Origin of the sequence: Rhodococcus sp. EPR-134, assembly GCF_001647205.1 — a bacterium.
In the GTDB taxonomy this organism is placed as follows: domain Bacteria; phylum Actinomycetota; class Actinomycetes; order Mycobacteriales; family Mycobacteriaceae; genus Rhodococcus_F; species Rhodococcus_F qingshengii.
The window spans coordinates 1-21,209 of record NZ_LVCT01000769.1; the positions used below are offsets into that span (position 1 = coordinate 1).

The following is a 21,209-nucleotide window of genomic DNA, read 5'->3' on the forward strand; positions in this document are numbered from 1 at the left end:
GCCGAAACCGGATGCACCCGAAAGGTTCCGGTTCACCTACCCGCGCCAGCACCGCGACCGCTTTCTGTGCATCGCGGACTTCGTTCGCTCGCGCAAGGACGCCGAGGCCACCGGGCAGGTCGACGTTCTTCCGTTCCAGTTGGTGACGATGGGTCAGCCGATCGCGGACTTCGCCAACGAGTTGTTCGCATCGAACTCGTACCGCGATTACCTCGAGGTTCACGGAATCGGTGTCCAGCTCACGGAGTCTCTGGCCGAGTACTGGCATCGACGCGTCCGTGAAGAGCTAGTGCTCCCCGAGGGTCACACCGTCGCGGAGCAGGATCCCACCGAGGTTGCCGGTTACTTCGATCTCGAGTACCGCGGCGCTCGTTATTCGTTCGGATACGGCGCGTGCCCGGATCTCGAGGATCGAGCCAAGTTGGTGGCGTTGCTCGAACCCGAACGAATCGGCGTCGAATTGTCCGAGGAGCTGCAGCTGCATCCCGAGCAGTCCACGGACGCTTTTGTCCTGCACCACCCGGAAGCAAAGTATTTCAATGTCTGAGTTGTTGACCGAAGTATCCGAATCAACGCTCGGTGGTGTCCTGTGGGACATGGACGGCACCCTGCTCGATTCGGAGAAGCTGTGGGACATCGCGCTTCGTGAGCTGTCCCTACGCCTGGGCGGACCGATGACGGAAGCGACACGCGTTGCCGTCATCGGTGCGTCGAGTCCCTTCGCCCTTGCGACGGTGTTCGACGCGCTCGGCCTGGAGAAGCATCCCGATGCCATCGCCGAGGCGAAGGACTGGATGTACACCCGCGTCGGCGACCTGTTCGAGGACGGCGTGACCTGGCGGCCGGGTGCTCGCGACGCACTGTCGACCGTGCGTGACGGTGGTTTGCGTTCTGCACTGGTCACCAACACCGAGCGAGTTCTGGTCGATCGGGCACTCGGCATGCTCGGCCGTGAGTTCTTCGACCATTCGGTGTGTGGCGACGAGGTCCCCAACGGGAAACCGGCAGCGGATCCGTACCTGCGCGGCGCGCATCTGCTCGGACTCGAGCCGGCGCAGTGCCTCGCGATCGAGGACTCGCCGACCGGCACGGCGTCGGCCAGCGCTGCGGGTTGCGCGGTGCTCGTCGTTCCGTGTGAGGTCGACGTCCCGGCCGGCCCTGGACGCGTGTTTCGAGAGTCTCTGGTGGACTTGTCCATTCACGATCTTCACGACGTTCACTCGAGCGCGGCACGTTAGGCTGGATTTGCTGTGGCTATTCCGAAAATTGTTCTCTTCTACCAGTTCACGCCGTTGGCGGACCCGGAAGCGATCAAGCTGTGGCAGCACAGCCTGGCCGAGTCCAACAACCTGACGGGCCGGATCATCGTCTCGCCGCACGGGATCAACGCGACGGTCGGCGGAGACATCGAGGATGTCAAGCGATATGTCCGTGGTACGCGTGGTTACGAACCCTTCCGTACCGCTGACATCAAGTGGTCGGACGGCCTCGGGAACGATTTCCCTCGTCTGAGTGTCAAGGCACGCTCGGAGATCGTGACGTTCGGTGCCCCCGACGAGCTGAAAGTCGACGAGAACGGTGTGGTCGGCGGAGGAGTTCACCTGGTGCCCAAGGAACTACACGAACTCGTCGACACTCGCGGTGACGACGTCGTGTTCTTCGACGGGCGCAATGCCTTCGAAGCCGAGATCGGCCGTTTCCGAGATGCGATAGTTCCGGACGTCGCCACCACTCGGGATTTCGTCAACGAACTCGACAGTGGCAAATACGACCATCTCAAGGGCAAAGCCGTGGTCACGTACTGCACCGGCGGAGTGCGCTGTGAGGTGTTGTCTTCGCTGATGCGCTCACGTGGCTTCGACGAGGTCTATCAGTTGGACGGCGGAATCGTCCGTTACGGCGAGACTTTCGGCGACCGCGGCCTCTGGGACGGTTCCCTGTACGTGTTCGACAAGCGGATGAACATCGAGTTCTCATCCGAAGCCAAGACACTCGGCGTGTGTGTCGATTGTGGTACTCCGACCCCGCGGTACCGCAACCGGATCGACGGCGACGGCCGAACCCTCGAATTGCTCTGCGAGAGTTGTTCACCAGACCTCGAGCAGGACTGAGCTGTGCCCAAGGCTCCGTTGCCGATCCGAAACGGTCTCGGACCTGACCGGCTGCGGATGCCGGCGGAGTCGTCGGCGCGGACCGTCCTCGAGCACCTGGTCGGCGAGCATCCCGGGGAGCGGGACCTGTGGGCGGACCTCGTCAGCGCCGGGGACGTCGTCGACGAGCACGGGCGGAAGATCACGAGCCGAACGCCCTATCAGCCGACCCGGTTCGTGTACTTCTACCGCGAGCCGGCCCCCGAGATTCCGGTTCCGCACGAGATCGAGATCTTGTACCGCGACGACTCGATTCTCGTGATCGACAAACCGCACTTCCTGGCGACCATTCCACGGGGAGCGCACATCGTCGAAAGCGCAGTCGTGCGCCTGCGTCGTGACCTGGACCTTCCGGATCTTGCGCCAGTTCACCGCCTCGACCGGATGACGGCGGGTGTCATCGTGTTCACCGTGACACCGGACCTACGACGGCCGTACCAGGAACTTTTTGCCGAGCAGCGGATCGTCAAGGAGTACGAGGCGATTGCGGGCTTCGATCCGGAACTGACTTTCCCTCGCACGGTGCGCAGCCGCATCAACAAAGTTCACGGCGAGATGACGGCTACCGAAATCGCGGGCGAGCCGAACAGTGAGACCTCGATCGAACTGATCGAGGTGATCACCGACTCGGCTGGCCGGACGCTCGGGCGATACAGGTTGCTCCCACGGACCGGCCGGACCCATCAGCTTCGGCTGCACCTCAACTCGCTGGGCGTCCCGATCGTCGGTGACAACTACTATCCGGAGTATCTGCCCGCAGTGCCCGGTGACTTCTCGACTCCGTTGCGATTGTTGGCGCGAGCGTTGGAGTACCCGGATCCGATCACCGGGCAGACCCGCAGGTTCGTGAGTTCGCGCAGCCTCGACGCAGGCTTGTGAACACCGCTGTTCGTGGGCGTGTGAAAACCGCTTCCGTCCTCGTGAAAGAATAGCTACCCGTGAAGACCTTCGAATCCTTGTTCGCCGAATTGACCGAGCGCGCTGCTACTCGCCCCGAGGGGTCCGGCACTGTCGCCGCCCTCGACGCCGGTGTGCATGCTCAGGGCAAAAAGGTCATCGAGGAAGCCGGTGAAGTGTGGATCGCTGCGGAATACCAGAGCGATGAGCAGCTCGCCGAGGAAATTTCCCAGCTGCTGTACTGGACGCAGGTGTTGATGGTCGGTCGCGGACTGACCCTCGAGGACGTGTACCGACATCTGTGATCGGAGCTGACCAGCGAGGTGTACTCCGTCTCGCTCGTCCAGGGCTTCCGATTCATGTCGTCTCACGTCACCCACACCTTCCGAAAGGACATCCACCATGCTGCGCGTAGCAGTTCCCAACAAAGGCTCACTGTCCGAGTCCGCCGCCGAGATTCTCAGCGAGGCCGGCTACCGTCGACGCACCGATTCCCGTGATCTGACGGTCCTGGATCCGGCCAATCAGGTCGAGTTCTTCTTCTTGCGCCCCAAGGACATTGCGATCTACGTCGGCTCCGGTGAGCTGGATCTCGGCATCACCGGTCGTGATCTCGCCGGCGACTCGGGTGCTCCCGTATCCGAGCGTCTGTCACTGGGCTTCGGCCGTTCGTCGTTCCGTTACGCAGCACCGGCCGGCAAGGACTGGGCCGTCGAGGATCTGTCCGGCCTGCGCATTGCAACGTCGTACCCGAACCTGGTCCGTAAGGACCTCACAGATCGCGGACTCGACGCCACCGTCATCCGTCTCGACGGAGCAGTGGAAATCTCGATTCAGCTCGGCGTCGCCGACGCGATCGCCGACGTGGTCGGATCGGGTCGTACTCTCCGCCAACACAACCTCGTGGCTTTCGGTGAATCGCTCTGCGATTCCGAAGGTGTCCTGATCGAGCGCACCGGCGCTCCGCAGGACGATCCCGCCCGCAACCAGCTCATCGAACGCGTACGCGGAATTGTCTTCGCGCAGCAGAATCTGATGATCGACTACGACTGCCCGCGCACCATCCTCGACGACGCCATCAAGATGACTCCCGGTATGGAATCGCCGACCCTCTCACCGTTGGCCGATCCCGACTGGGTCGCGGTTCGCGCGATGGTCCCGATCAAGGGACACAACCAGGTGATGGATGCCTTGGCCGAACTCGGTGCCAAGGCCATCCTCGCGTCGAACATCCGCTCGGTACGCGCTTTCTGATCACTGCCTGAATAGATTTACGCGCATTCGCGCCCGTTCCTGGAAATCAGGAACGGGCGCGAATCTGCAAAGTCTGGGCGATACGGCCCACGGCACCCTGCTCGTCGTAGAGCACGCCCGCACACATGCCGACGCCGTCCGGACCCGTTGTGGTTTCGGCGGCGACACCGACCCACTCTCCCTCGGGCACACGGAAGATATGCACCGTGAGATCTGTGTTGAGAAACGTCCAGTGCTCCGGGTCGAGCTTGGCGCCGACCCCGTTTGAGATGTCGGCCACCGCGAACAAACGCTCGAGAGCAGACATCTTCTCACCCTCGACCAGCTCTGGCTTGGGGCGCGCCCATACCTTGCCGGTTCCCACGCACCCGATCGGAGCAATCCAGGACCAGTCGAGGGTCTTGAGATAGCCGACGCTCCACAGACCCTCGAGAACGCCCGGGGTGCCGCTGTCGCGGGGTTCGAGCGGGGGATCGACTACGTGGACGACGTCGCCGGTATCCACCGTCTCCATCCGCCACGCCGTACCGCGCGCAACCGCGCGTGCAGATCCGTCGGCGGTGGTTGCCCACAGTTCGGCGACGATCAATTCGATTCGGCGACCGGGTCGTTCGATCCAGGACCGGACTTCGAGGTCGGCAATCGGAATCGGTCCGAGAATCTCGACGACGACGCGCGTCAGACGGGTTTCGTCGCGCGCACCGCACCGCTCGAGGGCTCGTACCAACAGCGCCGACGGGGGAGCGCCGTGCTGCAGTGTCGGGCCCCAGATGCTGACAGTTGCCTGCGTGCTCGCGAACCGCTCGTGCCCTTCCTCCGTCGTTCCGAGGTAGCGGTAGTACGAACTGTCCGTCATGTTATGAATTCTCCTTTGCGGCAACAGGTTCGGTGCTCAGCAGGTCCGGCCAACCTGGATACGGCGGAGGTGTTCCGCCGAACGAGGGGCACAGTGACTTGTGATCGCACCAGTCGCACAGTTTGCCAGGCTTGGGTCTGAAGTCTCCGGTCGCACCTGCTGCGAGGATCGCTTTCCAGATGGCGGAGAGGGTTCGCTCGAATCGGATGAGCTCGTCGTGATCCGGGGCGTACGTGAGAATCGAGCCGGAGGCCAGATAGATCAGGCGCAGTTGTGCGGGAACGATTCCGCGAGTGCGCAGCAGTACGAGCGCGTAGAACTTCATCTGGAAGAGCGCCTTGGATTCGGTGAACTCGCGAGGCGCTTTTCCGGTCTTGTAGTCGACCACCCGCACCTCACCCGTCGGTGCAACGTCTATCCGGTCGACGAAGCCGCGGAGTCGAACGCCGTTCTCCAATTCGGTCTCGACGTAGACCTCGCACGCCTCGGCATCGAATCGAGTGGGATCTTCGAGCGTGTAGTACGTCGCGACGAGCTTGCCGACTTCGTCGAGGAACGAATCCAGCTCGCCCTCCGGAACAAGGTCAGCGGCCTCGGGAGACTCGGCACTGACACGTTCCCACGCGGGACGGACGAGTTCGGCTGCGCGATCGGGAACCCGGTGACCGGTCGGGAGTGCAAACAGTGCTTCCAGTGCCGCGTGTACGACGGTGCCTCTGACCTGGGCTCTGGTTGGCGTTTCCGGAATTCTGTCGACTGCTCGGAAGCGATAGAGCAGGGGGCATTGTTTGTAGTCACCCGCCCGAGACGGAGAGAGCGCCGGCCGACTACGCGGGCGCTCGTGTGATGTTGCACCCGTTGGAGTGGGGGTTGGCAATTCGACAGAGCTCACACCTGGCAGGCTATGCGGTTGGTCCGACAACTCCGTCGGAGCCGGTGGCGAGGACACCGGAAACAAGCGAACAGGGATCATCTGCGCATGGCGAACGAGCTGCAACCAGAAGAAGGCACGACCGAAGTGGATGAGGTTGCGCAGTCCGCTGTCGCCGAGATTCCCGAACAAGAGCTTCCAGAAGCTGATCTCACTGCGCCGGGCAAGCGGCCGTCAGGTCCGTTCCGCGTCGGCGACCGAGTACAGCTGACCGACGGCAAGGGACGCCACTACACGATCGTTCTCGAGGCGAACCGCGAATACCACACCCACAAGGGCGGAATCGTTCACAACGATCTGATCGGTGCCGACGAGGGCAGCGTCGTCAAGTCGGTCAACGGCACGCCCTATCTCGCACTGCGCCCCCTGCTGGTGGACTACGTGCTGTCCATGCCGCGCGGTGCCCAGGTCATCTACCCGAAGGACGCAGCTCAGATCGTCCACGAAGGCGACGTGTTCCCAGGAGCACGCGTGCTCGAGGCCGGAGCCGGCTCCGGCGCACTGACATGTTCGCTGCTGCGTGCCGTCGGACCCGAGGGCAAGGTCATCTCCTACGAGGTCCGCGACGATCATGCCGAACATGCGGTTCGCAACGTCGAGACCTTCTTCGGGGAACGTCCGCCGAACTGGGAACTGACCATCGCCGATCTCGCCGAGTTCGATCCGGAAGCGCACGGAGGCAAGGTCGATCGCGTCGTCCTCGACATGCTGGCCCCGTGGGACGTCCTGCCTGCCGTCTCGAAGGCACTCGTGCCGGGCGGCGTGTTGATCGTCTACGTCGCGACCGTTACTCAGCTCTCGAAGGTCGTCGAGGCGATGCGCGAGCAGGAATGCTGGACCGAGCCACGCTCGTGGGAATCGATCGTGCGCGGTTGGCACGTCGTCGGTTTGGCGGTGCGCCCCGAACATCGGATGCAAGGCCACACCGCGTTCCTCGTGAGCGCTCGTCGTCTCGCCGAAGGAACTGTCACCCCGAAGCCGCAGCGGCGTGCGGGCAAGGGCTCGAACACCGCGGCCAAGTAGTCACACGAAAACAGCAAGAGCGGCGATCCGGTATCCGGATCGCCGCTCTTGTAGTAGCTGGAAGTTATGCGGTGCAGGAAGCGCGGCCCATTTCCAGGAGCACGCAAGCCGAGGTGTCGGACAGCTTCCAGGAGCCGTCTTCGAGCTCCCAGGTCCACGGGGTGGCCGGGGCGGCGCCGTGCGGGCTGACGACGGCGACGTCTGCGGTTGCGGTCTGACCGTCGACCTTGACGTTGTCCACGTTGAACGTGATCGCGTAGGCAGGGTTACCGCCCAGCGCAGCACTCATCGTCTCGATGTTGGCCTGACGCTTGGTTCCGTCGACCACCAGAGCGGTCTTCTCCTCGATCGGCTTGGCCGGATCGATCAGAGCGACGAGCGAAGCGTTGAGCTCCTCGGCCGTCGGAGCCGCTGCGGCAGCGGCAGCTGACGTCGTGGCGGAAGCCGAGGCCTTGGCCGTGGTGCTCGAGGCGGCGGCGGAAGTCGAACTTGCAGCCGTCGAATCCTTGTTGTCGTCCGAGCTGCATGCACCCATGGTCAGGACGGCAGCGACAGCACAAGCGCTGATGAGAGTCTTGCGGATGATCACAGCGTTACCTTTCGTTGTAAAGAGAGACAGGCGCTGTCTCCATCTTGTAGGCAAGGCTAACATGACCAAATTCTGGCTCGAGACCAGTCGGCACGGTCCGCGCGCAGGTGTGAATTCGCACTCGCGCACCGTGTCTGGCGACAGTTGGGGCCTTATGCCGGTAGCGTTGATGGATCGCACTGGGAGGAGACGCACATGAGCTCGACAGAGAACCCGGATTCGGTTGCGGCAGCAGAAGAACTCCACGCGCTACGAGTGGAAGCACAAGTACTGCGCCGACAACTTGCACAATCGCCGGAGCAGGTGCGTGAGCTGGAGTCGAAGGTGGACTCGTTGTCCATCCGAAACAGCAAGTTGATGGACACCCTCAAAGAGGCCCGTCAGCAGCTCATCGCGCTTCGTGAAGAAGTCGACAGACTCGGTCAACCGCCGAGCGGTTACGGAGTCCTTCTCTCGGTACACGAGGACAAGACCGTCGACGTGTTCACGTCGGGTCGCAAGATGCGGTTGACGTGCTCACCGAACATCGACACGGACACCCTCGCCCTCGGGCAGACGGTTCGCCTCAACGAGGCACTCACCATCGTCGAGGCCGGCACTTACGAGCAGGTCGGTGAGATCAGCACGCTCCGTGAGGTACTCGACGACGGCTTGCGCGCACTGGTGGTCGGCCATGCCGACGAAGAGCGCATCGTCTGGCTCGCAGCACCGTTGGCGGCAGTCTTCGCCGACCCCGAAGCCGACATCATCGCGTACGACGCCGATTCTCCGACCAGGAAACTGCGTCCGGGTGACTCGTTGCTCGTCGACACCAAGGCCGGGTACGCCTTCGAGCGCATCCCGAAGGCCGAGGTCGAAGATCTGGTTCTCGAGGAAGTTCCGGACGTTCACTACGACGACATCGGTGGTCTCGGGCGTCAGATCGAGCAGATCCGTGATGCCGTCGAACTCCCGTTCCTCCACAAGGATCTGTTCCACGAGTACTCGCTGAGGCCGCCGAAGGGTGTACTGCTCTACGGTCCGCCTGGTTGCGGCAAGACGCTCATCGCCAAGGCCGTCGCCAACTCGTTGGCCAAGAAGATCGCCGAAGCTCGCGGTCAGGACAGCAAGGACGCCAAGTCCTACTTCCTGAACATCAAGGGCCCGGAACTTCTGAACAAGTTCGTCGGCGAAACCGAGCGTCACATCCGGATGATCTTCCAGCGTGCTCGTGAGAAGGCGTCCGAGGGCACGCCGGTGATCGTCTTCTTCGACGAGATGGACTCGATCTTCCGTACCCGTGGTTCGGGAGTCTCCTCCGACGTCGAGACAACGGTTGTTCCGCAGCTGCTCAGCGAGATCGACGGCGTGGAAGGGCTCGAGAACGTCATCGTCATCGGCGCCTCCAACCGTGAGGACATGATCGACCCGGCCATCCTGCGTCCCGGCCGACTGGACGTGAAGATCAAGATCGAGCGCCCCGACGCGGAATCGGCTCAGGACATCTTCTCGAAGTACCTGGTGGACGGTCTGCCGATCAATGCGGACGACCTCGCCGAGTTCGGTGGAGATCGCACTGCCTGCTTGAAGGCGATGATCGTTCGCGTCGTCGATCGCATGTACGCGGAGAGCGAAGAGAATCGTTTCCTCGAGGTGACGTACGCCAACGGCGACAAGGAAGTTCTGTTCTTCAAGGACTTCAACTCGGGGGCGATGATCCAGAACATCGTCGACCGCGCCAAGAAGTACGCGATCAAGTCTGTGCTCGACACCGGTGCTCCGGGCTTGCGTGTGCAGCACCTCTTCGATTCCATCGTCGACGAGTTCGCCGAGAACGAGGATCTGCCCAACACCACCAATCCTGATGACTGGGCACGTATTTCGGGCAAGAAGGGGGAGCGGATCGTCTACATCCGCACTCTCGTCACGGGCAAGAACGCCAGTGCAAGCCGCGCGATCGACACGGAGTCGAACACGGGCCAGTACCTGTAGCGAAACGAACATCGATCGGGCCGGCCACTCCGCGAGAGTTGTCGGCCCGATCTCTGCGTCGCTGCCGTTGACTCGTTGCGATTGGACCGGTCGGTCGCGCTGGTTTAGAGTCCCGCCGTGCAGATACATCTTCGACACAATCCGTCGTCCACAGTCGCTCGCTGCTACCTCGCGCCCGGCGAACCGTTGCGCGTGGAGAGCGGGGCGATGCTCGCGCATTCTGCCGGCGTAGTACTCGAAGCGAAGGCGCAGGGCGGCGTCCTGCAGGGACTCAAGCGGTCGATGCTGAGTGGCGAATCATTTTTCGTCACGACGTATACCGCTCCGCCGCAAGGTGGTTGGGTCGACGTGACTGGTGTGCTTCCCGGAGATCTGATCCCGCTGACCATCACCTCTGATCGCCCGTTCTTCCTCAACCGTGGAACCTGGTTGGCCAACTCCTACGGTGTGACGGTCGAGTCCAAGTGGGGCGGCATGTCCAACCTCTTCGGCGGTGAGGGAGGCTTCGGCCTGCGGGCAAGTGGCGACGGTGAAGTAGTGCTGGCCGTCTACGGCGCGATCGACGTCATCGACTTGCAGCCAGGCGAGACAGTCACGATCGATACCGGTCACGTGGTCGCCTACGACCTCGGCATGAATTTCAACATGCGGCGCGCCGTTCAGGGGCGCACCATTCAGTCGATGAAGTCCGGTGAAGGATTTGTCTTCGACTTCACCGGCCCAGGACGCGTTCTCGCGCAGACCCGCAACCCCAGCGCGTTCGCTGCTTGGCTCTCGGCGATCACCCCGGGCTGATCACAGGTCCCACCAGTGTTCAGTCCCAGCGGTGTTCAGTCCCAGCGGTGTTCAGCTCCAGCAATAGTCGGCCAGCAGCGCGCGTGAGTCCGGAACGAACGGCCACGACGGGTCCTGCAGGTGGGCGCCGAGTTCTTTCGGCGTCCACCACCAACCTTCGGCGATCTCGCTGGGCTGATGTGCCATCGGTCCGTCGTATCTGAGTTCGAACGCAAACAGGTGACAGCGCAACGGAGAGTTGTTCCACTCGCCGTCCCAGGATTTTCGAGCGATCTCCGTCAGTCGGAGTGGCTGGTCTGCAGTTCCGAAGATTCCGAGTTCTTCACCGACTTCACGGATCGCAGTTTCCTGCGGCGTCTCACCTGGATCGACGACACCTCCGGCAAGACAGTCGTGATAGCCCCCGAACACCGCTTTCGTGTCGGTTCGGCGATGGACGTAGATGCGGGAGCCGTCCCCGGTACGAACCAGGACGCCCGCACTCGCGTGCCAGAGCCCACCCGAGTAGACGACCGAACGTGGTGCTCGGCCGATCGGATTACCCGTCCGGTCGTACACGGCGACTACCTCGTCCGCGGGATTCAGGTCTGCGGTGAGAGGTTGGTGCATTCCTCCAACTGTGCCACGCCTGTGGGTGCCGCGCCGCAATCACATAGGCTCTTGTGTCATGCAGCGGATCATCGGTGTCGAGGTCGAATACGGAATATCTTCACCCAGTGAGCCGTCGGCGAATCCGATTCTCACTTCAACCCAGGCGGTGCTTGCCTACGCCGCCGCAGCGGGCGTGCCACGGGCCAAGCGCACACGCTGGGATTACGAGGTCGAATCTCCGCTGCGAGATGCCCGAGGCTTCGATCTGGGGCGAATGAGCGGTCCCGCGCCGGTGATCGACGCGGACGAGATCGGCGCCGCGAACATGATTCTCACCAACGGGGCACGGTTGTACGTCGATCACGCCCATCCGGAGTATTCGGCGCCCGAGGTCGCCGACCCGCTCGACGCCGTGATCTGGGACAAGGCCGGCGAACGCGTCATGGAAGCGGCTGCGCGGCACGCATCCAGCGTGCCGGGTGCGCCTCGGCTCCAGCTGTACAAGAACAACGTCGACGGCAAGGGTGCCTCGTACGGCACGCACGAGAACTACCTCTGCTCACGTGAGACCCCGTTCGCCTCGATCGTGACCGGATTGACGCCGTTTTTCGCGTCCCGGCAGGTGATCTGCGGTTCCGGTCGTGTGGGTCTCGGTCAGTCCGGCGACGAGGCCGGATTCCAGCTTTCGCAGCGATCCGACTACATCGAGGTCGAAGTAGGCCTCGAGACCACTCTCAAGCGCGGAATCATCAACACCCGCGACGAACCGCACGCGGATGCGGACAAGTATCGCCGCCTGCACGTCATCATCGGTGACGCGAACCTCGCGGAGATGTCGACGTACCTCAAGGTTGGAACAACGGCGCTGGTACTCGACCTGATCGAGGCAGGTGTCGACCTCACCGATCTGCAACTGGCGCGTCCGGTCACGGCCGTCCACCACATCAGTCACGACCCCACTCTGCGCAAGACCGTTGCGCTGGCCGACGGACGTGAACTGACAGGGCTTGCGCTGCAACGCATTTACCTCGAACGTGTCTCGAAGTTCCTCGACCGTGAGACCGATCGTGATCCGCGAGCGGACGATATCGTCGCCAAGTGGGCGATGGTTCTCGATCTCCTCGAGCGCGATCCCATGGAGTGCGCGAACATCCTCGACTGGCCGGCCAAACTGCGTCTGCTCGAAGGGTTCCGCAATCGTGAGGGACTCGCGTGGTCGGCGCCGCGATTGCATCTGGTGGATCTGCAGTACTCCGACGTGCGACTCGACAAGGGCCTGTACAACCGCCTGGTTGCTCGCGGCTCCATGGAGCGGCTTGTCACCGAACAGCAGGTTCTCGACGCGGTCACGAACCCTCCCACCGACACTCGCGCATACTTCCGGGGCGAGTGCCTACGCCGATTCGGTGCCGATATCGCGGCCGCGAGCTGGGATTCGGTCATCTTCGATCTCGGCGGTGAATCGTTGATCCGTATCCCCACCCTCGAGCCGCTTCGAGGTACCAAAGCGCACGTCGGAGCGTTGCTCGACTCCGTGGACAGCGCCGCGGAACTGGTTGATCAGCTCACTCACTGAAATCAGCCGATGCGGCTCGCCGTCGCGTCTCTCCACACCTGACGGTGCCGCTCGGTAGGGTGAAGGTCCGAGCGGGATCAGTTACCGACTCTGCTGGGCCGAACAGGATGCTCGCGAGAGCTCCCTTCACACAAGGAGGTCGACGGCGATGGCTCAAGAACAGACGCAGCGTGCCGGTGGCGGCGAAGACGACGAAACCACTGGTGGCGACGGCAGTGCCGGCCAGGAACGTCGCGAGAAGCTCGCTGCAGAAACCGACGACCTGCTCGACGAGATCGACGACGTGTTGGAAGAGAACGCCGAGGACTTCGTCCGTGCCTACGTCCAGAAGGGCGGCCAGTGACGGTGGATCGCGCGCCCCGGATCACAGACGGGGACACACGGTTGAGCTTCGGCTCGAATCTGTCGTCATTCTCGGAATACCTTCGGGTGCATGCACCGGAGCATCTTCCGCAGAACCGCTTCGCCGACACAGGAGGTGTTGTCATGGGCGGGGGAGACGTAGCTCCGCACGGCACCACCATCGTCGCGATCAGCTATGCGGGTGGTGTTCTGCTCGCGGGTGATCGCCGAGCGACGATGGGCAATCTCATCGCCAGCCGTGACGTGCAGAAGGTGTACGTCACGGACGACTACTCGGCTGCGGGTATTGCCGGTACGGCCGGGATCGCAATCGAACTGGTCCGGCTCTTCGCGGTCGAGCTCGAACATTACGAGAAGATCGAAGGCGTCCCACTCACGTTCGACGGCAAGGCCAATCGACTTTCGTCGATGGTTCGAGGAAATCTCGGAGCAGCGATGCAAGGTTTGGCGGTTGTACCACTGCTCGTGGGTTACGACCTGGACGCGGTCGATCCGTCCACCGCCGGTCGCATCGTCTCCTACGACGTCGTCGGTGGGCGATACGAGGAGCGCGCGGGCTATCACGCAGTCGGATCCGGCTCCCTGTTCGCGAAATCGGCGCTCAAGAAGCTGTATTCACCGGGAATCGACGAGGACACCGCGCTTCGGTTCGCCGTCGAGGCGCTCTACGACGCGGCAGATGACGATTCGGCTACCGGTGGTCCTGATCTGACACGAGGGATCTATCCGACGGCGGTCACCATCACCTCGGCCGGCGCTGTGGAGTTGTCGCCCACCAGGGCTGCCGAGATCGCCAGGGAGATCGTCGCGGCTCGCACGGCGACCGCGAGTCCGGAAGGGGAGTCTGCGCTATGACGATGCCGTATTACGCATCCGCCGAACAGATCATGCGCGATCGTTCGGAATTGGCGCGCAAGGGAATTGCCCGCGGGCGCAGCGTCGTCGTTCTCACCTACCGCGACGGAGTGCTCTTTGTCGCCGAGAATCCGTCGCGTGCTCTGCACAAGGTCAGCGAACTGTACGACCGTCTCGGATTCGCGGCAGTGGGCAAGTACAACGAGTTCGAGAATCTGCGCCGCGCGGGCATCGTCCACGCAGACATGCGTGGGTACTCGTACGACCGTCGGGACGTCACCGGGCGTTCTCTCGCCAATGCGTACGCACAAACCCTGGGAACGATCTTCACCGAGCAGCCCAAGCCGTACGAGGTCGAGATCTGTGTTGCCGAGATCGGTCGCTTCGGAAGCAGTACGCCGGCTCAGCTCTACCGGATCACGTACGACGGATCCATCGCGGACGAGCAGGAATTCGTGGTCATGGGCGGCACGACCGAACCGATCGTGACGGCGATGCGCGAGTCGTACCAGCGAGACCTCGACCTCGAATCCGCAGTGCGGATTGCAGTCGGGGCGCTCCAAAAGGGCGGCCCGGCACCGGCCGGAACCACTGAGGCGGAACCACGAACTCTCGATGTGAGTGCACTCGAGGTTGCCGTACTCGACAGCAATCGTCCACGCCGTGCGTTCAAACGGATCGCTGGAACGGTTTTGGAAGAGATGCTTCCAGCTCCGGCAGCAGTCGAGGATGCGCCGCCGGCAAACGGCGACGCACCCTCGTAGATACTCCGTAGGTCTGGGAGTTACTGCAGGTCTGGAGTTACTGAGTGACTCGGTAGACGGCCACCGCGCCCGGTTCGGTGTCGAAATCGAACCGGCGCGCGTCTGCCACCACTTCACCGTCGGTGGCGATGGCTACCGGTGAATCGGCGACTCGAACCGACATCGACGAGACGAGTTCGCGAACGTAGACCCGCGAGCTGCCCAATGTTCCTGTGGCAGCCGCAAACAGCAGACGTGAGCGCGAGAATTTCTTGTCCGCGCGCAGATAGCGGACGTCGAGTAGTCCACGGTTCATCTCCGGACGCGACATCGGCACCTGATCGGCGGGGGAGTATCGCCCGTTTCCGACGAACAGCATCCAGATTGTGGTCCGCTTCCCGTCGATGGTCACCGTCATCGGCTCCGCCGCTGCGAGAACCCGGATCATCGCGGCTCCTGCGGCCGGCCACTTACCGAATCGTGGTTCCCATTTTTCCCTCAGGCGCACAGCATCCGGGTATCCACCGAGGCTGGCTGTGTTGAGAAACCGTGCAGTCACTCCGGAATCCGTGCGCACCACCGCGTGGTCGACGAATGCCGCCTGACCGGACTCGACTGCCTGTGCGGTCTCCTCGACATTCACCGCCCCGACGTCGCGGGCGAAATGGTTCAATGTTCCGCCGGGAAAAACCGCAAGTGGTAGCTCGTGCTTTGTCGCCGCGGTCGCGACCGTGACCACTGTTCCGTCGCCGCCGCATACACCCAACGCTTTCGGCGAGAGCTCGGGGATCTTGGCATCGATCTGCATGTCGAAGTCGATGTCCGCGTCGAACTCGTAGACGATCGCTTCCGGTAGTAGTTCTCGAATCGATTCCACGATCCCGTCGTCCTCGGAGCCTGAACCAGGATTGGTGAAGACCAACAAGCCTTCTCCGCGCGGGAGCGCGGGAACCACGCACTCGGGTCCGAGTTCGGCGGGTTCTTCGTCGCGCACCGCCCACCAACGACGCGTGCCGGCAGCGATAGCACCGCCGACCGCGAGGCCTGCGAAGACGTCGGACGGCCAGTGGACTCCGTTGTGAACGCGTGAGTACGCCACTGCTGCGGCCAGTGGTGCGAGAGCAGCTCCAGCAACCGGGGACTCCATGGCCACTGCCGCGGTGAATGCCGCGGCCGAAGACGAATGTCCGGAGGGGAACGAGGACGACGTCGGAATGTCGACGCCTCGCTTCGGGCTCAGCCAGACGCGTGCCGGTGGGCGTCGGCGTGGAAAGAGGGGCTTGAGTATGCCGTTGGCCAGCGCGCTGGAACCGGCCAGTGCGAGCAGCCCGCGTGCTGCTGCCCTACGGGGCCGCCCGCCGATCATCGCGAGCAAGGCGGCGACAACCATCCACAAAACGCCGTGATCGGCGGCTCTGGAGAGAAACCGCATGGTCGGGTCGAGCACGGAAGGGCGCAGTGCTCCAGTGCTTTCCATGACTTTGACGTCGCTTCGGACAACTTTTCGGCGAATAAGGCTCACACCGTCACACTATGCTGCCGCCCGACGTTGTCGAGTCGTGACTTACGACGCGATCGAAGTACACGGGTGAACCTCGCATTCTGGTTGTACTGTCGAAGTGTGCAGAGACGAATCATGGGTATCGAGACGGAATTCGGCGTTACCTGCACCTTTCACGGGCACAGGAGACTGAGCCCCGACGAGGTTGCTCGTTACCTCTTCCGTCGTGTCGTGTCGTGGGGTCGCAGCTCCAACGTCTTCCTCCGTAACGGAGCTCGCTTGTACCTGGATGTGGGTTCGCACCCGGAGTACGCGACGGCCGAGTGCGACAGCCTCATCCAGCTGGTCAATCACGACCGTGCCGGTGAGCGTGTGCTCGAAGAACTGCTGATCGACGCCGAGGCGAGACTCGCCGAGGAGGGTATTGGTGGCGACATCTATCTCTTCAAGAACAACACCGACTCGGCCGGAAACTCGTACGGCTGCCACGAGAACTTTCTCGTCGCGCGCGCCGGTGAGTTCTCCCGCATTTCGGATGTCTTGTTGCCGTTCCTCGTCACGCGCCAGTTGATCTGCGGCGCCGGAAAGGTACTGCAGACTCCGAAGGCCGCGACGTTCTGCCTCTCGCAGCGCGCGGAACACATCTGGGAGGGCGTCTCGTCGGCTACCACTCGCTCGCGTCCGATCATCAACACCCGCGACGAACCGCATGCCGACGCCGAGAAGTACCGCCGCCTGCACGTGATCGTCGGCGATTCGAACATGGCCGAAACGACGACGATGCTCAAGGTCGGTTCTGCCGCACTGGTGCTCGAGATGATCGAAGCCGGGGTGTCGTTCCGCGATTTCGCTTTGGACAACCCGATTCGTGCCATCCGCGAGGTCAGTCACGACGTGACCGGTAAAAAGCCGGTTCGCCTTGCTGGTGGACGTCAGGCCAGTGCTCTCGATATTCAGCGCGAGTACCACGCCAAGGCGGTCGAACATCTTCGTAACCGCGAACCGGACCCGCAGGTGGAGCAGGTTGTCGATCTCTGGGGTCGCACCCTCGACGCCGTCGAAGCTCAGGATTTTGCGAAGGTCGACACGGAGATCGACTGGGTCATCAAGCGCAAGCTGTTCCAGCGCTACCAGGACCGTCACGGTTTCGATCTGTCCGATCCCAAGATCGCGCAGCTCGACTTGGCGTACCACGACATCAAACGCGGCCGGGGTGTCTTCGACGTTCTCCAGCGCAAGGGCTTGGTCAAGCGGGTCACCGAGGACGAAACGATCGACGACGCCGTCGAGAATCCGCCGCAGACCACGCGCGCCAAATTGCGGGGCGACTTCATCACCGCAGCCCAGGCAGCAGGCCGGGACTTCACAGTCGACTGGGTTCACCTCAAGCTCAACGATCAGGCGCAGAGAACGGTGCTGTGCAAGGACCCGTTCCGCTCCGTCGACGAGCGTGTCGAGCGTTTGATCGCTTCGATGTAGGTCACTCAATTTCGAGATGTACAAGACGGCAGGTCTGTTTTGCGGCGACGCGCCGGGCACGAAAGTGTCCGGCGCGCGTTCGGTTATCGGATAGCCACTAGGATTTCGGCGTGGCGACATCAAAAATCGAGCGGTTGATGAACCTGGTGATCGCATTGCTGTCCACCAGACAGTTCCTCACGGCGGAGAAAATCCGTGACAGTGTGGCCGGGTACAACGATTCCGCGAACTACGAAGCGTTCAGTCGCATGTTCGAGCGCGACAAGAACGAACTTCGTGACCTGGGTGTCCCGTTGGAAACCGGTCTGGCAGGACGGTTCTCGACCGTCGAGGGGTATCGGATCAATCGCAATGCCTACGAGCTTCCGGACGTGGACCTCACCAGCGAGGAATCTGCTGCAGTCGCCGTCGCGGTGCAGTTGTGGGAGTCGCCGGAACTGATTTCGGCAGCCCAGAGTGCACTACTCAAACTCCGAGCGGCCGGCGTCCAGGTCGACTCAGAAGTCAGTGCCGCCCCGGTCACCGCGATTCCCGCGCGCACCCGCGGTTCGGAGCCCGCGCTCGGCAAGCTTCTTGCAGCGGTCGACGCCGGCCGAGCAGTTCATTTTCAGCACCGCGGCGCATTGAACGAACCGTTCACCGAGCGCACCGTCGAGCCGTGGGGCGTCGTCACGCACAACGGCAAGTGGTACCTGGTCGGGCACGACGTCGACCGTGATGCGGTGAGGACCTTCCGGCTCTCACGGATCGGTGACGACGTCAGGGAGTTCGGCCCGGCCGGTTCGGTTCACAAACCTGAAGGTGTCGACCTTCGCGAGGTCGTCGATCGCGTGACCGGTTCGGGCGTCGTGACCGGGACGGCTACGGTATGGGTCGCAGACGGCCGCGCCCATGAGCTTCGGCGGCTTGCGACGTCGTCGTCCGAACGGCGGTTGACCGATCGCGACGGCAGCGTGCTGGCCATCCCCGTTCGATCCTGGGAATGGACCGCTCGGTTGATCGCCGGTCACGGGTTGGACGCATTGGTGCTGGACCCACCGGATTTGCGTGCTGAGGTCGTCGCGAAGCTGCGCGCCGCCGCGGCGAGCCCGATCACCGGCCATGGACAGGGGGACCACTGATGAGCAATCGACTGTCGTCGCGGTTGGCACGGCTGCTCAACCTCGTGCCGTACTTCATCGCGAATCCTGGCATCAGTCCCGCCGAGGCCGCCGAGGAGCTCGGTGTCAGCACCACTCAACTGATGACCGACCTCAATCAACTGTGGGTGTGCGGACTGCCCGGTTACGGTCCCGGTGATCTCATCGACCTGTCCTTCTCCGAGGAAAGTATCGAGGTCACGTTCTCGGCCGGGATCGATCGCCCGTTGCGCCTCACCTCGACGGAGGCGACGGCGTTGCTGATCGCCCTGCGGTCCTTGGTGGAAATGCCGGGCATGGTCGATCCGTCCTCGGCGCAGCGTGCCATCGCGAAGATCGAGGACGCAGCAGGCTCGGCCGCGGCACGAGCCATCGGTCAGGACCGGGACACATCGCCTGCGCCGGACATCGCCGAAGACCCGATAGCCGCGACGGTCAGAGCCGCGCTCGCAGACAAGACCGCCCTGCGATTGACGTATTACTCGGCCTCGCGTGACGCGGTCTCCGAGCGCATCGTCGACCCCGTTCGTATCGTGTTGGTCGACAACTACAGCTACCTCCAGGCGTGGTGCCGTCAAGCCGAGGGCGTGCGGTTGTTCAGATTCGATCGGATCGACGCCGCCGTCCAACTCGACGAGCCCGCCGACCCGCCGCCGCAGGCCCTCGAGGAGGATTCGAATCTCGAATTGTTCAGCGGCGACGGTTCCCTTCCGGAAGCGCGGTTGTTCATCACCAAAGAGTGGGTGTGGATGCTCGACTACTACCCGTTGGACGTCGAGCACGTGAACGACGACGGGTCGGTCGAGGCGACGATGAGTTTCGGAACACTTGAATGGATGGCAAGGCTGGTGTTGGGATTCGGTGAGGGCGTTCGGGTCCTTCATCCGCCGGAACTGGTCTCCGAAGTCCATGATCGAGCCGTTGCGGCGCTCGACGCCTATGACGTAATCGGTTCGTAAAACTTCGGGAAACTTCACGTTCAGTGAGTTCGCAGGAAACAAACAGGTAAAAGGTAGCTGAAGTAAGTGCTTTGGCACCTCCGAGCGCCGGTTGTGTCCGGTAGCATCGAGGAATCTGATCATGGGAGGTCGTTATGGGTGCAATGCAGCCGATGCATTGGCTGATTGTCGCTGTTGTCGTCGTAATTCTGTTCGGGTCGAAGAAGCTTCCCGATGCAGCACGCGGTCTGGGTCGTTCCCTCCGCATCTTCAAGAGCGAAGTCAAGGAAATGCAGAACGACGATGCGGCGCCCGCAAGCGCGCCGGTCGCACAGCCTGCTCCGGCACAGTTGCCGACGGCCAACACCGCGGTGGTCGAAAACGGTGCAGCAGCACCTGTTGCGCAGCCGACCGAAGTCAAGCCGCTCTAGTACACACTGCGTTCTAGCCGGGGTGAAATATTCGTTCACCCCGGTTGTCTGCTGACCAAGACCAGGATGCACAGTGCGTATTCCGTTAGACCCGCGTAACCGCAAGCGGAAGGTCAACCCAGACGGCACCATGTCGTTGGTCGACCACCTGTACGAATTGCGGACTCGTTTGTTGTTCGCATTCCTCGGCGTGATCATCACCACGGCGTTCGGCTTCTTCTGGTATTCACACTCGATACTCGGTCTCGAAAGTCTGGGCGATCTGCTTCGCGGACCGTACTGTGAGCTTCCGTCCGAGAGTCGCGCCAACCTCAGCACCGACGACGCGTGCCGATTGCTGGCGACCGGGCCGTTCGAGCAGTTCATGCTGCGATTCAAAGTGGCGCTCACCGCCGGCATCGTTCTTGCCTGCCCTGTGTGGCTTTACCAATTGTGGGCATTCATCACCCCGGGCCTCTACGCCAAAGCGCGTCGCTACGCGGTCGGATTCGTCACCGCAGGTGCCGCTCTCTTCATTCTCGGCGCAATCCTGGCGTACCTCGTCGTGGCGAAGGCTTTGCACTTCCTCCTGACCATCGGTGACAACGTCCAGATCACCGCGCTCAGTGGTTCGGAGTACTTCGGCTTCATCATCAATCTGCTGCTCATCTTCGGCGTCAGCTTCGAAATTCCACTGCTCGTCGTCGTGTTGAACTTTGCCGGCATTCTGACGTACGAGCGTTTGAAGGCCTGGCGTCGAGGATTGATCTTCGGGCTCTTCGTATTCGCTGCAGTTGCCACGCCAGGGTCGGATCCGTTCTCGATGTTGGCGCTCGCGCTGGCTCTGACGCTTCTCTTCGAGGTCGCGGTCCAGATCGCTCGCCTCAACGACAAACGTAAGGCCAAGCGAGCCGGTGAAGACTGGGGCGCACTGTCCGACGAGGAAGCTTCCTCCATCTCGGCTCCGTCCGATCTGAACGAGGCTTTCGACAATCCGACCAAACCCAAGGCCGAATCGAGTGGATTGTTCGGACGTAAGTCCAAGTCCAAGGCTCCGGTCGCGGAGAAATCCGACACCGCCGGCGACAACGCGCCCGGCCAGGATTTCACTGACACTCTCTGAGCGCCGTGCCACCACGTCGGCGGCG

23 protein-coding genes are annotated in these 21,209 nt (G+C 62.6%); 18 read left to right on the forward strand and 5 right to left on the reverse strand.

What is annotated here, in order from left to right; genetic code table 11:
* The 6 genes from A2J01_RS32890 to hisG all read left to right on the forward strand — a co-directional run.
* Positions 1–547: vitamin B12 dependent-methionine synthase activation domain-containing protein (locus A2J01_RS32890; protein ID WP_331715323.1), on the forward strand; the 547-nt coding region annotated here is incomplete at its 5' end.
* The gene (locus tag A2J01_RS32895; RefSeq protein ID WP_042450985.1) at positions 540–1,238 is read left to right on the forward strand and encodes an HAD family hydrolase; all 699 of its coding nucleotides are present in this window, start codon (positions 540–542) and stop codon (positions 1,236–1,238) included. The genes A2J01_RS32890 and A2J01_RS32895, both read left to right, overlap by 8 nt.
* 12 nt (positions 1,239–1,250) lie before the next feature.
* Entirely contained in the window at positions 1,251–2,111 is an 861-nt protein-coding gene (gene trhO / locus A2J01_RS32900) for an oxygen-dependent tRNA uridine(34) hydroxylase TrhO (RefSeq protein WP_042450983.1), read from the forward strand.
* Between the two features lie 57 nt (positions 2,112–2,168).
* Positions 2,169–3,029, forward strand: a complete 861-nt coding sequence (locus tag A2J01_RS32905; protein WP_047270562.1) for a pseudouridine synthase — start codon at positions 2,169–2,171, stop codon at positions 3,027–3,029.
* Positions 3,030–3,088: 59 nt separating this feature from the next.
* Positions 3,089–3,352, forward strand: coding sequence for a phosphoribosyl-ATP diphosphatase (locus A2J01_RS32910; protein ID WP_003944933.1), 264 nt, complete (start codon positions 3,089–3,091; stop codon positions 3,350–3,352).
* Between the two features lie 97 nt (positions 3,353–3,449).
* Positions 3,450–4,301, forward strand: coding sequence for an ATP phosphoribosyltransferase (gene hisG, locus A2J01_RS32915; protein WP_003944905.1), 852 nt, complete (start codon positions 3,450–3,452; stop codon positions 4,299–4,301).
* Between the two features lie 46 nt (positions 4,302–4,347).
* On the opposite strand, the gene A2J01_RS32920 is transcribed toward hisG, so the two are convergent.
* Both A2J01_RS32920 and A2J01_RS32925 read right to left on the reverse strand, forming a co-directional pair.
* Positions 4,348–5,157 (reverse strand): thioesterase family protein, encoded by an 810-nt coding sequence (locus A2J01_RS32920; protein WP_003944950.1) that lies wholly within the window; start codon positions 5,155–5,157, stop codon positions 4,348–4,350.
* A gap of 1 nt (position 5,158) precedes the next feature.
* Positions 5,159–6,049 carry a RecB family exonuclease gene (locus tag A2J01_RS32925; RefSeq protein WP_370852750.1) on the reverse strand — a complete coding sequence of 297 codons (891 nt, stop codon included), beginning with the start codon at positions 6,047–6,049 and terminating at the stop codon, positions 5,159–5,161.
* Positions 6,050–6,136: 87 nt separating this feature from the next.
* Here A2J01_RS32925 and A2J01_RS32930 point away from each other — a divergent pair, with 87 nt between their 5' ends.
* Positions 6,137–7,111: a tRNA (adenine-N1)-methyltransferase gene (locus tag A2J01_RS32930; RefSeq protein WP_218960111.1), complete on the forward strand. Its 975-nt coding sequence runs from the start codon at positions 6,137–6,139 to the stop codon at positions 7,109–7,111.
* A gap of 64 nt (positions 7,112–7,175) precedes the next feature.
* On the opposite strand, the gene A2J01_RS32935 is transcribed toward A2J01_RS32930, so the two are convergent.
* Positions 7,176–7,700, reverse strand: a complete 525-nt coding sequence (locus A2J01_RS32935; protein ID WP_003944789.1) for a hypothetical protein — start codon at positions 7,698–7,700, stop codon at positions 7,176–7,178.
* 195 nt (positions 7,701–7,895) lie between these two features.
* Here A2J01_RS32935 and arc point away from each other — a divergent pair, with 195 nt between their 5' ends.
* Positions 7,896–9,671: a proteasome ATPase gene (gene arc, locus A2J01_RS32940; RefSeq protein WP_003944870.1), complete on the forward strand. Its 1,776-nt coding sequence runs from the start codon at positions 7,896–7,898 to the stop codon at positions 9,669–9,671.
* Positions 9,672–9,788: 117 nt separating this feature from the next.
* Positions 9,789–10,466: a TIGR00266 family protein gene (locus tag A2J01_RS32945; RefSeq protein ID WP_003944961.1), complete on the forward strand. Its 678-nt coding sequence runs from the start codon at positions 9,789–9,791 to the stop codon at positions 10,464–10,466.
* Positions 10,467–10,517: 51 nt separating this feature from the next.
* Here A2J01_RS32945 and A2J01_RS32950 read toward each other — a convergent pair whose 3' ends face one another.
* Positions 10,518–11,075 carry an NUDIX hydrolase gene (locus A2J01_RS32950; RefSeq protein WP_007729886.1) on the reverse strand — a complete coding sequence of 186 codons (558 nt, stop codon included), beginning with the start codon at positions 11,073–11,075 and terminating at the stop codon, positions 10,518–10,520.
* 58 nt (positions 11,076–11,133) lie between these two features.
* On the opposite strand from A2J01_RS32950, the gene dop reads away from it, so the two are divergent.
* The 4 genes from dop (at position 11,134) to prcA (ending at position 14,615) form a co-directional block, all read left to right on the forward strand.
* Positions 11,134–12,633, forward strand: a complete 1,500-nt coding sequence (gene dop, locus A2J01_RS32955; protein ID WP_003944852.1) for a depupylase/deamidase Dop — start codon at positions 11,134–11,136, stop codon at positions 12,631–12,633.
* A gap of 148 nt (positions 12,634–12,781) precedes the next feature.
* A complete protein-coding gene (locus A2J01_RS32960; protein WP_003944925.1) occupies positions 12,782–12,976 on the forward strand; it encodes a ubiquitin-like protein Pup in 195 nt (64 codons plus the stop codon).
* Positions 12,973–13,851, forward strand: a complete 879-nt coding sequence (gene prcB / locus A2J01_RS32965; RefSeq protein WP_054187394.1) for a proteasome subunit beta — start codon at positions 12,973–12,975, stop codon at positions 13,849–13,851. Before A2J01_RS32960 ends, prcB begins: the two co-directional genes overlap by 4 nt.
* Positions 13,848–14,615 (forward strand): proteasome subunit alpha, encoded by a 768-nt coding sequence (gene prcA, locus A2J01_RS32970; RefSeq protein ID WP_003945006.1) that lies wholly within the window; start codon positions 13,848–13,850, stop codon positions 14,613–14,615. Before prcB ends, prcA begins: the two co-directional genes overlap by 4 nt.
* A gap of 37 nt (positions 14,616–14,652) precedes the next feature.
* On the opposite strand, the gene A2J01_RS32975 is transcribed toward prcA, so the two are convergent.
* The gene (locus A2J01_RS32975; protein ID WP_007729871.1) at positions 14,653–16,071 is read right to left on the reverse strand and encodes a bifunctional phosphatase PAP2/diacylglycerol kinase family protein; all 1,419 of its coding nucleotides are present in this window, start codon (positions 16,069–16,071) and stop codon (positions 14,653–14,655) included.
* 144 nt (positions 16,072–16,215) lie between these two features.
* Here A2J01_RS32975 and pafA point away from each other — a divergent pair, with 144 nt between their 5' ends.
* The 5 genes from pafA to tatC all read left to right on the forward strand — a co-directional run bounded on the left by pafA (position 16,216) and on the right by tatC (position 21,184).
* Positions 16,216–17,574, forward strand: coding sequence for a Pup--protein ligase (pafA, locus tag A2J01_RS32980; protein ID WP_007729869.1), 1,359 nt, complete (start codon positions 16,216–16,218; stop codon positions 17,572–17,574).
* A gap of 110 nt (positions 17,575–17,684) precedes the next feature.
* Positions 17,685–18,695, forward strand: a complete 1,011-nt coding sequence (locus A2J01_RS32985; protein WP_042919732.1) for a helix-turn-helix transcriptional regulator — start codon at positions 17,685–17,687, stop codon at positions 18,693–18,695.
* Positions 18,695–19,672 (forward strand): helix-turn-helix transcriptional regulator, encoded by a 978-nt coding sequence (locus A2J01_RS32990; protein WP_030536343.1) that lies wholly within the window; start codon positions 18,695–18,697, stop codon positions 19,670–19,672. Before A2J01_RS32985 ends, A2J01_RS32990 begins: the two co-directional genes overlap by 1 nt.
* A gap of 134 nt (positions 19,673–19,806) precedes the next feature.
* Complete coding sequence (gene tatA / locus A2J01_RS32995) at positions 19,807–20,082, forward strand: Sec-independent protein translocase subunit TatA (RefSeq protein WP_064114371.1); 276 nt, start codon at positions 19,807–19,809, stop codon at positions 20,080–20,082.
* 73 nt (positions 20,083–20,155) lie between these two features.
* Positions 20,156–21,184, forward strand: a complete 1,029-nt coding sequence (gene tatC / locus A2J01_RS33000; RefSeq protein WP_064114372.1) for a twin-arginine translocase subunit TatC — start codon at positions 20,156–20,158, stop codon at positions 21,182–21,184.
* The last annotated feature ends 25 nt before the right edge of the window (positions 21,185–21,209 follow it).